This is a genomic window from Cohnella sp. 56 (assembly GCF_037963805.1).
Lineage (GTDB): Bacteria > Bacillota > Bacilli > Paenibacillales > Paenibacillaceae > Cohnella.
Window position 1 is genome coordinate 11,978 of the sequence record NZ_JAZDQE010000016.1, and the last position, 13,221, is coordinate 25,198.

General features: G+C 54.9%; 9 protein-coding genes and 1 pseudogene. 8 read left to right on the forward strand and 2 right to left on the reverse strand.

Annotated elements, in window-relative coordinates:
- Positions 1-106: 106 nt before the first annotated feature.
- Positions 107-2,380 (forward strand): carbohydrate-binding protein, encoded by a 2,274-nt coding sequence (locus VQ071_RS23200; protein WP_340516618.1) that lies wholly within the window; start codon positions 107-109, stop codon positions 2,378-2,380.
- Positions 2,381-2,747: 367 nt separating this feature from the next.
- On the opposite strand, the gene VQ071_RS23205 is transcribed toward VQ071_RS23200, so the two are convergent.
- A complete protein-coding gene (locus VQ071_RS23205; protein WP_340516619.1) occupies positions 2,748-4,202 on the reverse strand; it encodes a serine hydrolase domain-containing protein in 1,455 nt (484 codons plus the stop codon).
- A gap of 160 nt (positions 4,203-4,362) precedes the next feature.
- On the opposite strand from VQ071_RS23205, the pseudogene VQ071_RS29350 reads away from it, so the two are divergent.
- Both VQ071_RS29350 and VQ071_RS23210 read left to right on the forward strand, forming a co-directional pair.
- Positions 4,363-4,452, forward strand: a pseudogene (locus tag VQ071_RS29350) (PEP-utilizing enzyme); the annotation flags it as partial.
- 70 nt (positions 4,453-4,522) lie between these two features.
- Complete coding sequence (locus VQ071_RS23210) at positions 4,523-4,828, forward strand: DivIVA domain-containing protein (protein WP_340516620.1); 306 nt, start codon at positions 4,523-4,525, stop codon at positions 4,826-4,828.
- A 131-nt stretch (positions 4,829-4,959) separates the two neighbouring features.
- Here the strand turns inward: VQ071_RS23210 and VQ071_RS23215 are convergent, their stop codons facing one another.
- On the reverse strand, positions 4,960-5,259 hold the full coding sequence (locus VQ071_RS23215) for a hypothetical protein (protein ID WP_340516621.1): 300 nt from the start codon (positions 5,257-5,259) through the stop codon (positions 4,960-4,962).
- Between the two features lie 304 nt (positions 5,260-5,563).
- On the opposite strand from VQ071_RS23215, the gene VQ071_RS23220 reads away from it, so the two are divergent.
- From VQ071_RS23220 to VQ071_RS23240, 5 genes are all read left to right on the forward strand, one after another.
- Positions 5,564-6,148, forward strand: coding sequence for a hypothetical protein (locus VQ071_RS23220; protein ID WP_340516622.1), 585 nt, complete (start codon positions 5,564-5,566; stop codon positions 6,146-6,148).
- A 376-nt stretch (positions 6,149-6,524) separates the two neighbouring features.
- Entirely contained in the window at positions 6,525-6,890 is a 366-nt protein-coding gene (locus VQ071_RS23225; protein WP_340516623.1) for a hypothetical protein, read from the forward strand.
- A 172-nt stretch (positions 6,891-7,062) separates the two neighbouring features.
- Positions 7,063-8,271: a multidrug effflux MFS transporter gene (locus VQ071_RS23230; RefSeq protein ID WP_340516624.1), complete on the forward strand. Its 1,209-nt coding sequence runs from the start codon at positions 7,063-7,065 to the stop codon at positions 8,269-8,271.
- Between the two features lie 348 nt (positions 8,272-8,619).
- Positions 8,620-12,018: a GH36-type glycosyl hydrolase domain-containing protein gene (locus VQ071_RS23235; RefSeq protein ID WP_340516625.1), complete on the forward strand. Its 3,399-nt coding sequence runs from the start codon at positions 8,620-8,622 to the stop codon at positions 12,016-12,018.
- A gap of 91 nt (positions 12,019-12,109) precedes the next feature.
- Entirely contained in the window at positions 12,110-13,093 is a 984-nt protein-coding gene (locus tag VQ071_RS23240; protein WP_340516626.1) for a LacI family DNA-binding transcriptional regulator, read from the forward strand.
- Positions 13,094-13,221: the final 128 nt, after the last annotated feature.

Sequence of the window (13,221 nt, forward strand, 5' to 3'; positions counted from 1 at the left end):
TTATTTATCGCTTGCCGCAAAGGGGGTGATGGAAGTCATAGGACAAGCAAGGGAGCCGCGGCGCAAGCTTCGCTAGTTGAACAGCCAATACAAAGGAGGCATCAGAATGGGCAAGTTGTTAAAGGGCATGACCGCAGCCGTGTTGATGACATCGTTGGTCGTGAGCTCGCTGCCATTTGCGCAGACAGGGACGGCTTCGGCTGCCGGAGAAACGGTAAGCGTATGGCGCACGAATGAATCGTTGACGGAGAAGCTCGCGGCGCAAAGCAATCTGACCTTTGCGGCCGATACGAGCTCGGGCACGAATACGATCTTTGTCGACGAGAACGCTACGTTCCAGACGATTGACGGCTTCGGCGCCTCGATCACCGATTCTTCGGCCTACCTCATGAATCAGAAGCTGACGGCGGCGAACCGCAATACGCTGATGACCAATCTGTTCAGCCCGACGAGCGGCATCGGGATCAGCTGGCTGCGCCAGACGATGGGCGCGTCCGATTTCTCCCATGTCGGCAACTACAACTACAAGCCGACGGAGACGTCCGCCTTCTCGATCGCGCAGGACGAGATCGACATCATTCCGCTTCTGCAGCAGGCAAGGACGCTGAACGGCAATCTGAAAATCGTCGCCAGTCCGTGGAGTCCGCCGGGCTGGATGAAAAACAACAACTCCATGCTCGGCGGAGATACGGCGACGCTGAAGACGGATTATTACGACGACTTTGCTACGTATTTCGTCAATTTCATCGACGCGTACGCGGCCAAGAGCGTGCCGATCTATGCCGTGACGCCGAACAATGAGCCGCGCTGGGCTTCCACCGGATATCCCGGCATGTATATGACGCCGCAGGAGGAGGCCAATTTTGTCAAAAACAATCTCGGTCCTGCGCTCAGCGGCAAAAACGTCAAAATCTTCGCTTTCGATCATAACTGGGATATCGACTTCGTGCCTGCCTACTACAGCGATACGTCCGCTGCGAGCTATACGGCGGCTACGGCCTGGCATTGCTACGGCGGCGAAGCGACGATCATGTCCACGATGCACTACCTGTACCCGACCAAGGATACGTACGAGACGGAGTGTACGGGCGGCACCTGGACGGATACGACGACAGGCCAGTTCGATGTCGATATGAAAAACCTGACGAAGACGCTACGCCACTGGTCGAAAAACTTCATCTCCTGGAATATCGCGCTCGATACGAACAACGGTCCGACCAACGGCGGCTGCACGACCTGCACCGGTCTGGTTGCGATCAATCAAAGCACGGGCGCGGTCACCTACGGTCCGACTTATTACGCGATGGGCCATCTGAGCAAATACATCGTGCCGGGCGCGGTACGGATCGCTTCGACGGGCTATGCGAACGGCATCCACAACATCGCGGCCAAAAATCCGGACGGCAGCAAGGTGCTGGTCGCTTACAACGAGACTTCCGCGAACAACACGTTTAAGGTGAAGTGGGGCGGCCAATCGTTCACGTATACGTTGCCTGCCAAATCGGCTGCGACCTTCAAATGGTCGGGCACGCAGTCGACGACGAAGACGGTCATTCCGAATACGTATGCGCTGAAGGCGTCGGCCTACAACGAATCGTTCTCGATCAAGCCGGAAGCGTCGAGCGACACGGGCGGCGGTCTGGATATCGGCAATGCGACGAATGGCAGCTGGATGATGTTCAAAAATGTGGATCTGAGCGGCGTGACCGGCGTTAGCGCGCGGGTAGCCAACGGGGGAACGACGGCGACATCGCTCGAGGTTCGCACAGGCAGCCCTACGGGCACATTGCTCGGCACCTTGGCGGTCGGCGTGACCGGAGGCTGGCAGACCTGGGTGACGAACAGCGCGGCGCTGTCCGGCGCATCCGGTACGCAGGACGTGTACCTGGTTTACAAAGGCGCATTAAACTTAAACGGCATTAACTTCACGGCTGCGACGGCCACGAATCTGCTGCTCAATCCCGGTCTCGAGGCGGGCAGTCTGAGCAATTGGAGCGATTGGCATCCGAGCGGCCAAGCGGCCGCGCATAGCGTGGACACCGATACGCCTCGTACGGGTACGTACAAGCTGACGCACTATGCGTCGGCTGCGTATCAGCAGACGACCTATCAGGCGGTATCGGTGCCGAACGGCACATACAAGGCTTCGGTATGGGTGCGCGCCAGCGGCGGACAGAGCGCGGTGCGCCTGGAGGCGAGCAACTACGGCGGATCGACGCTGTACAGCAGCAATCTGACGGCCGGCTCGCCCACGACCTGGGTTGAGCTCGTCATCGACAACATTACTGTGACGACAGGCACGATCACAATCGGCGCACACTCGAACGCAGCGGCAGGCAACTGGGCGGCCTTCGACGACTTCACGCTGGTTAAAAAGTAACGGTTGTACGTTTGAATGAGAGGCGGCCCCTTGGCGGGCCGCCTCTTTTATAAGAGATTATAAGAATGGCAACCAAATTATAAATCCGTATCCTGTTTTATCGCCGTTCGGATTTTTGGTGCGGTTTTTGGCCGGCGCCAAGCTCGGTCACGACCATTTTGCTCGAGGAGCGGTCCGCACAGTGGGCCGTTCCCAGATGCATCGGCTATGCCGACACCTCTCATCTGTATGAGGCGAACCTGCCGATCAGCAATATGGGGATAAGGGGGAACTGTGCGGCATCCTTATTTACTCTACAATTCATTCGTAACGACCATGTTTCTTATTCGCTCAGCATGCTGTCTTTGTCCGCTGCTGCATCTCCAGCTCAAGCCAACGCGGCTGCCTGACCTTGGAGCGTGACAACTTCGCCTTGCTTCCACCCGACGTTGGACGAGACCCGAACCGCGAGCGTTTCTCCTTCCAGACGACAGGCCAGCGAGAAGGTGAACGGCGTCTCTGCGAAGATTAACCGGATATTCAGCGTGTCATCGTCCCCCCAGGCGAAGCAGCCCTCTACCTGCTGCTTCGCGCCTTGCTTGAGGCTGGCGAGCTGGAGCAGGCTTGGCCGCCATTCGCCGCTGCCCAGCTCCACGGCCTGATCGCCGTATTGCTCGCTGGAGAACACCACCTCGGCGCTATGCCCGGACAATCGCAGTGCGATCGCGTCAAGCTGCAGCTCGTTCGGTTCCAGGCGGAAGACCCGGCCTGCCAGCTTCGGCGCTTCCTGCGGCGAAGACGGCTCACCTTGCAAAGGTTCGATCCGCAAGGAGGAGAGCCGTTCGGTCAGCTCCGGCTGCGCTGCCGAGTCCGCTATCGCATCGTCCGATGACAGCGCCGGCAGCAGTTCGGACCACGCGGCATCGAGAACAGCCTGCATATCGCCTACGCCGGACGTAATGGCGAGTACGGCATCCTGCTTCGGCAGGACCAGGCAGAATTGGCCGAACGCACCGTCTCCGCGGTATGCGTCGTGGCGGCAGAGCCAGAACTGGTATCCGTAGCCCTGCGCCCAGTCGCTCGCCTTGTCGTCGCCGTTGCTGATCCGGAAGCTTGTCGCTTCGTCGATCCAGGAGGCCGGCAGGAGCTGCTTGCCTTCCCATTGTCCGCGCTGCAAATAAAATTGACCGAACTTGGCGATGTCTTCGATCGCGAGGTTCAGGCCCCAGCCGCCGGTTGCGATGCCCTGCGGGCAGGTCTCCCACGTGCCCTCGGACAGCCCGAGCGGCATGAACAGCCGCGGCTTCAGGAACTCAAGGAGCGTTTGGCCGGTCACTTTAGCGAGAACGGCGGCCAGCATATATGTAGCGGCGCTGTTATAAGCGAAGTGCGTACCCGGAGCGTATTCAACCGACTGCTGCAAGAAGGCTCTGACCCAGTTGTCATCCTGACGCAGGCTGCCGGTTACGTCCGCGGCATGTCCGGTGCCCATCATCAGCAGATGCCGAATTTGCATCGCAGCCAGATGATCCGATATCGTCTCGGGGACGTCGTCGGGGAAGAAGCTGATAACCGGATCGTTCAGCGACAGCAGCCCCTCCGTCACCGCGAAGCCGATCGCCGTCGACGTGAAGCTCTTGCTGAGCGAGAACAGCATATGCGGATAATCCGGCCGGTAGGGGGCCCATGAGCCTTCGGCTACGACTTCACCCCGTCGAAGCAGCATGAAGCTGTGAAGCTCCAACTGACGATCGCGGATCGCGTCCAGAAATCCGATAACCGCCTGTGGCGATAGCCCCTGCGCTGCCGGGGTCGATCTGGGTAAACGAGTCGGATAAGACATAGTTTATTCCTCCCATTTGCGATTCTTTAGCTATTACTAGGCAAGATGTTATCGGAATTGGATAATCGTGTAAAGGGGCTTGGTGTGATCTCCCGGACAGGCAGGTTGGAGAAGGATGAGGGTGGTTGGGAAAATTGACCAACTATCTTGTGTTGATTGCGGTCTGGCAGAGGGAGATATATGGGTCGCCGCGTTTACCGACCCGAGCTGGACGCCGCTATTCGTATCCATTATGGGTCTCGTCACCGAAACTTGGCCGGCTACGACGTTAATTGTAAATAACGTGTATAATTGCTGTAGTAAACAACGGAGGTAATCGCATGTCTTCGAGACCTAAGCTGCAGCAGTTGCTAGAAAAAGAAGGGGTCGCTTTTAAGGCCGTCGATATCTACAATAAGGACTTCGAAAAGGGACGGATGCTTAAGCGGCATTACGATGCCGATCAAGTAGATGAGTTCCTGGATAAAGTCGTGAAAGATTACGAGCGCTTCTATAAATTGCTGGAGGATATGCAAGTCGAGGTCGAAGCGCTCCACGAAGCGGTGTCAAACAAGGGAGAAATCTCTAACGAGGCTTTGCATGTGCGACTAAGGAAGGTCGAACACTTTTTGCAAAACAGCCGGTGAGCCGCGGCATATAAAAAGCGCGAACGGGACGGAGCAAGGAAAACTTGCCCGTCCCGTTTCTACAACAGAAGTTGTTAGTCTACGCTGCAGTCACGATGATCGGCCGATTTTTTGTAATGATAATAGTGTGCTCATATGTGCCACAAAGCTATTGTCCGACACACACAACGTTTATCCATCCGCTTGTTCGTCCACATATTTTGCATCCGTAGGTAAAAAGGCTCGATTGTAATGATCACATGATAGCCGCCCTTTTTAGCCTCCATTTCAATGATTCTTCCGATCTCGTTCAATAACTGTCCGCCAATCTCGTCCAGTTCCTTTGTCGTTATGCCGACACGTGAGTTTCGTTTCATGGCCCGGATCGTCATCGCCACGATTTTCCCAATTTCCTTGAGCACATCAATATCGCTTTGAGAGCCTATCGTCAAAAATTCCCTCCGTTTTTCCGGATAGGTTTATTTTACTAATGGTCCAGTAATGAGAACAAGATCCCGAACGTTCTGGCCTTCAGCAAAGTAGAATCGCTGCTCGGCGCTCATACAGGACTTTGATTATCAATGAAGAATGTTATTCATATGGAAGGACGAGGTAATGGCCGAAGAGACCGATATGACTGTCAGTCCGACCGCGCAGCCGAGATCATCGAGCGTTATGTTTGAAAATAAATAGACTAGAAGAAAGGAATGGGGGAGAAATGCGTTAGGCAAAATTAATGCAGAAAGCTGGTTATATATGAAGCATAGTTATTTAATCCTTTTAATAATAATTTTTATTTTGTCAGCTTGCAGCAATGGAATAAAGGAGATTCGTACAATTGAAAAAGATATATCTAAAGAAGTTGATGATCGGATTTCAGATAAAACAGAATATGAAAAACTATTGAAGTTTGAAGATGATCCTAATGGGCGCTCAAATGGAATTAAACAACTAATCTACTCTGACACAGATGCGTTAAAAACAATCAAGCTATATTTTGGAAATTACAATGACATTAACATATGGAAACAATATGTTACAGAGAAGTACCTAAAATTTGTGTTTAAGTTGTGGATAGATAAAGCTGAAGAAAACTCAATTGAAGAAAACATAAATTTATATACATCTGAAGCTATAAACGAACAACTTGAAAAGTTGGTGAGTTTTAAAATTATTTGGGTCGAACATGTAGGGGATGATGAAAAGTTGGTACTGGTTGAACGTGGTTGGAATAAAGATTACACAACGCCCTTGACCTATAAATTAGTTAATGTGAATGGCAAGTGGTTGATAGATGAAAGAATGGATTTTGATTGGGTAAGTCATTGGGGAATATCTTGAATATCATGAACGATATTATAAATGAAAACTTGGAAGCGCTCAGGGGCTGGCCAAATGATAACCATTGCTTTTGACAACTTCTTTAATTTCATCGGAATTTAATTGGTGGGATAATCAGACATCAGGTTTAGAACCTTGATGTCTTTATTTGTCTTTTAGTTTACTTGAAGGCACTGGTGCTAGATATAATATTATATTCACGCTTCGGGCCTTGCGGCCCTTGGTCCGCTAGACGGAGTGATTTATTGTCATGGGAGTTAGGTTTGTAATTGCAATTTTTATCGGCGATAAAGAGATTTAAGATAGGTGGATATGCCGGGGTCACTCTGGGAGTAGCTTTGGTTGTAGCAGCTTTACTGGGAGGATTTAAGGGAACATGACATTGACGAAAATTGCGGAATATCAGAAAAGGACAAAATATATGAAAAAAGCTAACCGATATCTTTTTTACTTTGGAGTAGGTTTGCTACTTCTGTTCATTATAGGAGTGATTATAAATAATTTTCTTGCGAAGAAGAGTCCATATACAGTTAACATCTATGGAGAAAAGCCTGAAAGACATTTGATAGAGATAGAAGACCCCGATCATCTTGTAAACTTGTATGGATATAACGTGCCTGATGAAAGAGTAAATTTAGGGATAGGAACCTATTATATATTGTTGAAGAAAAAGAGCAGAGAGATATTGCTTATTACTGATGATATAAATACTTTGAATGAACATTTACGAAAAAAGAATTGAGAGTAATATGAATGAGGGATAGCAACCGTTCCGACTAGGCGGGGAGCTGTCGTTTGGCTTATAAAATAATAATAGTCGGCATCCGCACTAATCTGTGGTATTCTGAACAACAGACTCTTGGCTTCAAAAATAAAAATTTGCAAAGCCGCATAGATTAGGAGAATAGCTTCGCATGACCGACAAGAACAACTCGCATGTATTTAGACAAGCTTTGCTGCTCGGGTTATTTTCGACGCTCGGGCCGTTTACGATCGACATGTACTTGCCGGCGTTCCCTGAGATCGTCGAGCAATTCGGTACGACGGCATCGCTCGTGCAGCTCAGCCTGACCGCTTGCCTGCTCGGGCTCGGCATCGGCCAGCTCGTGATGGGCTCGCTGAGCGACGTCCACGGCAGACGCAATCCGCTGCTCATCTCCATGGCCGTCTATGTCATCTCCTCGCTCGGCTGCGCGTTCGCGCCTCATATCGGGCTGCTGATCGCATGCCGGTTTTTGCAGGGCTTCGCCGCTTCGGCGGGCATCGTCATTTCCCGCGCGATCGCGCGCGATCTTTACGCTGGGCACGAGCTGACGCGGTTTTTCTCGCTGCTGCTGCTCGTCGGCAACCTGGGACCGCTCGTAGCGCCGGTCGCCGGCAGCGGGGTTCTGTCCTTTTCGTCCTGGATCGGCGTGTTCGTCGCGCTGTCGCTGCTCGGCATCTACCTGTGGACGATGACCAAGTGGCGTCTGCGGGAGACGCTGCCCGCCGAGCGGCGCAGCCCGGCCAATGTCAAGCAGCAGCTGCGGAACTACGGTTCGCTCCTGCGGGATCGCCAATTTGTCGGCTATATGCTCGCCCAGGGCATCATGATCGCAGGTGTGTTCGCGTATGTCTCGGGTACGCCCTTTATTTATCAAAATATTTACGGCGCTTCGCCGACCTTGTTCGCGCTTTTGTTCGGCTCGAACGGCATCAGCCTGATCATCGGCTCGCAGATCGTGGGGCGGGCGTCGCATCGCATATCCGAGCGCGCATTTCTGCTGTTCGGCTTGTACCTTGCTCTTGCGTCCAGCATCGTCGTGCTCGTCGTCGCTTTCTTCCACGGTCCGCTGTTCGCCCTGGTCATCCCGCTCTTTTTCTTCGTCGCGTCGATCGGCATCACCTCGACGGCGGCATTTCCGCTCGCCATGGAGAGCCAGGCGAATATGGCAGGCAGTGCAGCTGCGCTGCTCGGCGTCATTCCGTTCCTGCTCGGTGCGGTCGTCTCGCCGCTCGTCGGCATCGCGGGCGAGGACACGGCGGTACCGCTGGGCGTCATCATCTTGTCGACGAGCACTGCGGCGATGCTGGCGTACTTCTTGCTTGTCAGGAGAGACGAGGGTGCCAGGCTGGAGGCATAAGGTGTCCAGTGTCTACTGTCCGGCCATCGTGCCAGCCAGCATCCAGCATCCGGCATTCAGCATCCAACGAACATCGAACAGCATCCCTGCCAACGAGCAGCCGCAACCGCCCACCTCGGGCGGTTTTTTATGATGTCGCGCCATAAACGGTGAAACGTTTTTATTGTTTATCGATCAGCCATTGACGCCTCATTTTGTATTGTTTATAATCCAAAATAACCGTCGTTGAAACGTTTCGATTAACTGAGAGGTTCGCCGGCGAGTGGGTAAGGCAAACCCGGACGAGCATTCCGCCCACACCAGATCGCTTCGTCCGCCGCGAGACAACCAGAAGGGAAGTGAGAAAACATGGAGGCTGTAATCGATCCGTTAAAGGCAATGGATGTCATACGGATAGAAGCAGGGGAGCTGACATTCGATTTTCTGAGCAGCGGGGATCTGATGCGGGCCGTTCATCAACATACGATGCTGAACCAGGTCGTATCGAGCCCCATAGACGGCTCGCTCAACAATCTTTATTTGCGGATGCACAGCGCAGCAGGCATTTCCTTCGAGCCGCTGCTCGGCATTCGTGCCAAGAGCCGCTTGTCTTCAGCCGGCAGACGTCTGCTATGGGAAGGCAAGGCGTTCGGCGCTATCGACTATCGTGTTGTGTTCACACTGACCGAGCATGGCATATGGTTCTGGGACGTGACGATCGATGCGAATGAAAACGGAACCATTATCGATGTCGTCTACGGCCAGGATATCGGGCTTGCCGATATCGGCGCGGTCAGGACGAACGAAGCGTATATGTCGCAGTATGTCGATCATCAAGCGTTCAAGGACGAAAAGTGCGGCTATGCGCTGTGCTTCCGTCAAAATCAGCCGATGCAAGGCGGCAGATTCCCGTATTTGCAGCATGGCTCGCTGACGGGCGCGGCCGGCTATTCGACGGACGGATTCCAATTTTTTGGCCTCGGCTACAAGGAAACGGATATTCCCGAGGCGCTGGGCAAGTCTTCGCTCTCGAACGAAGTCTACCAGTACGAGTTCGCCTATGCGGCGCTGCAATCGGAACGGGCCGAGCTCCGGGGAGAGGCGCGCTTCGTATTTTACGGCCTGTTCAAGCCTGACCACCCGTCCGCCGTCGATTCGCTGGAATTCCACGAAGAAATTCAGGCCGCCTGGGAAGCGGCCGAGCGTACCCGGTCGGCCGAGCTTGCGACTGCCTCCGAGCCAGTGAGCCAAGTCGAATTCGCCGCCGGCATCGGTTCGCCGCTGCGCACGGCATCGATGACGATGGCAGAGCTCGACGCCTTGTTCCCGGTCCGTCGCCAGGAGGAATGGCAGGACGGCCGTCTGCTTTCTTTTTTCACCGATACGCATGAGCATGTCGTGCTGAAGGAGAAGGAGCTGCTCGTGGAGCGTCCGCACGGCCATATTCTGATGTCCGGCGGCAACGACAGGGTCGCCGACGATGTGACGACGACCACCTCCTACATGTACGGCGTCTTCAATTCGCAGCTGCTGGTCGGCAATACGAGCTTCCACAAGCTGCTGACGAATACCCGCAATGCGCTCAACGCATTTAAGGCATCGGGCCAGCGTATCTATATCCGGTCGGCAGGAACGTATCGTCTGCTCACGATGCCTTCCCTGTTCGAGATCGGCTTCAACTATGCCCGCTGGTACTACAAGACGGCGGACGACATGCTGATCGTCACGAATTTTACGACAGTCGACTCGCCGGAGGTTCGCCTCCATATGCGCTCCGCGAACGGGAAGGCCTACAGCTGCCTGGTGACGAACCAAGTGTCCATGAACAACAACGAATACGAGTTGCCGTTCGCAATGGCGCAAGCGGACGGCGCACTTGTGTTCACGGCGGACGCACAATCGATCAGCAAAGGCGTCTTTCCCGACCTGCAATACCGGATGACCGTCGAAGGCGCGGGCTTCACGGTAGGCGACGAGCGCCTGCTGGTCCGCGGCGTTAGACCCGGTGCGGCCTCGCTCGCGGTTCTCTCGCTTGACGCGAGTCCGGAGTGGACGATCACGATGCAGGGGCTGCTGCACGGAGAGGCGCTGCCGCTTGCGCCGCGGCGGGCGGAGCCGGAGATCGAGCGCTACCGCGTTTTTTTGCAGGACGTGATGAACGGATTCCGTCTATCTTGGGCAGACGATGCCGCTGCCGCGGGCGCGGGCGAGCTGGACAAGGTGAACGCGCTGGCATGGTGGTACACGCACAATATGCTGGTCCATTATTCCGTTCCGCACGGCCTGGAGCAATACGGCGGCGCGGCCTGGGGGACGCGCGACGTCTGCCAGGGACCGACCGAATATTTCATGGCGATGCGCAAATACGAACAGGTCGCGGAAATTGTTAAAACCGTCTATTCGCATCAATACGAGGACGACGGCAATTGGCCGCAGTGGTTCATGTTCGACCGGTATTACCGCATTCAGCAGGAGGAGAGTCACGGCGATATTATCGTCTGGCCGCTGAAGGTGCTCGGCGATTATCTCGCCGCGACGCAGGATTACGACATTTTGCAGGCCCGCGTGCCGTATACGATGCGTCACAAAGGCGAATTTACGACGCATTCGGCCTCGCTGCTCGATCATGCTCTGAAGCAGATTGCTTATATCAAAAATCACTTCCTGCACGGGACACATCTGTCCTCGTACGGAGACGGCGATTGGGACGATACCCTGCAGCCGGCCAACGCGCAGCTGAAGCGCTATATGGTGAGCAGCTGGACCGTCGCGTTGACGTACCAGACGATCGCACGGTTCGGACGCGTGATGGAATCCGCCGATGCGGCGCTGGCCGCGGAGCTGTCGGCGCTGGCTGCCGCCATTGAGGCCGACTTCAACCGGTACATGCTGGGGCAGGAGGTCATCCCCGGCTTCGTCTATATGGAGACGCCGGGCGACGCGAAGCTCATGCTTCATCCGACGGATACGGCCACGGGCATCCAGTATCGGCTGCTGCCGATGACGCGCAGCATGATCAGCGAGCTGCTGACGGAGGAGCAGGCCGAGCTGCATTACCGCATCATTAAAGAACATCTGTACTTCCCGGACGGCGTGCGGCTCATGAATCGCCCTGCGCAGTATGCGGGAGGCGTCAGCACCAACTTCAAGCGGGCGGAGCAGGCGGCGAACTTCGGCCGGGAGGTCGGTCTGCAATATGTGCATGCCCATATCCGCTTCGTAGAGGCGATGGCCAAGCTGGGCAAGGCCGATGAAGTATGGGACAGCCTGCTCAGGATTAATCCGGTCGGCCTGCGCGACGTCGTGCCCCATGCGCAGCTGCGCCAGAGCAACGCGTACTTCAGCAGCTCGGACGGCGAGTTCAATACCCGCTACGAGGCGCAGGAGCGCTTCGGCGAACTGCGCGAAGGCACGGTGCCGGTCAAGGGCGGCTGGCGCATCTATTCGAGCGGTCCGGGGATTTATATGAACCAATTGATATCGAATGTGCTGGGCATTCGTCAGTGGGAGGGCGACCTGGTCATCGATCCGGTGCTGCCGGCCGACCTTGACGGTCTTCAATTCGAATTCGCGTGGGACGGCCTGCCGCTGACCTTCGTCTATCGGATCGCCAATGCCGGGCAGATTACGAAAATCACGGTCAACGGCGAGGAAGTGGCGCTGCAGCAGGCAGAGAACCGCTATCGTCCGGGCGGCATCCGCATTGGCGGAGAAAGGCTCGTCGCAAGCCTGAATTCTGCATCCAACCGGATCGAGATTCACATGTAAGCAGCAGACTGGCGATATGCGAATGATCGCCAGTTTTTGTGATATTTTTTATGATATATTGAAGGAATCATGCGAGACAGGAGAGAGTGCCGTGGTCAGTATCAAGGATATCGCTAAAAAAGCGGGGGTCTCCATCTCTACCGTATCTTATGCGCTTAACGGCAGCCCCAAAGTGACCTACGAGACGACAGCCAGAATACTTGCCGTCGCCAAGGAACTGAACTATGTCCCGAACGCCGCAGCCAGATCGCTCAAGACGAGGGAAACGAAAATCATCGGCATTTTCCTTACCGATTTTAGCGGCGCGTTCTATGGCGATCTGCTGCAGGGCACAAAGGAGACACTGACGCAAAAAGGCTATGATCTCATCGTATGCAGCGGCAAGCAGTCGCATCGTTTGCTGCCCGAGCGCACGATCGACGGCGCCATTATTCTGGATGTGACCTTCGGCAGCGAGGAGCTGATCAGCTATGCGGATCGCGGGCACAAGCTTGTCGTCCTGGATCGGGAGCTTGCGCATCCGAACATCAATCAGGTGCTGCTCGACAACAAGGCGGGAGCGACGCTGGCGACGGAATATCTGATCGAGCAGGGGCACCGGACGCTGTACGCCGTCACAGGTCCCGACGGCTCGTTCGATTCGAAGCAGCGGCTGCAGGCGGTCACGCAAGTAGTGGAGCGCACGCCTGGGGTGAAGCTGACCGTGATCGAAGGCGACTTCAACAAGGCGGGCGGAGAGCAGGCGGCGGCCCAGGTGATGGCGGACAGCGGCGGCGGAGCGGCTCCTGGGGCAGTATTCTGCTTCAACGACGAGATGGCGATCGGCATGATCGATTATTTGGCGAGGCATCACCCGGATGTTCGCGTCGGGGAGCAGCTGCATATTGTCGGATTCGACAATATCGAGCTGGCCTCGTATACGCAGCCGCGCCTGTCGACGATCGATTATTCGAAGCGCAAATGGGGCGCGCTTGCAGCCGAGCAGCTGCTCAAGCTGATCGGCGGCGATGCGGTAGAGCATGAGCGCATCTATGTGACGCTGTTCAAAGGAAATTCAGTCGGCGGCAACACCTGATAAACGATGGCCGGGAGGGACAAAGATGCTCTCTAGCTTGCGGGTAGAGCGCTTTTTTTGCAGCCATTCATCCCTCTCGCTCCTATCGATGACGCGCAATTAGAAAGCGTATACAAAATGATTAAAAA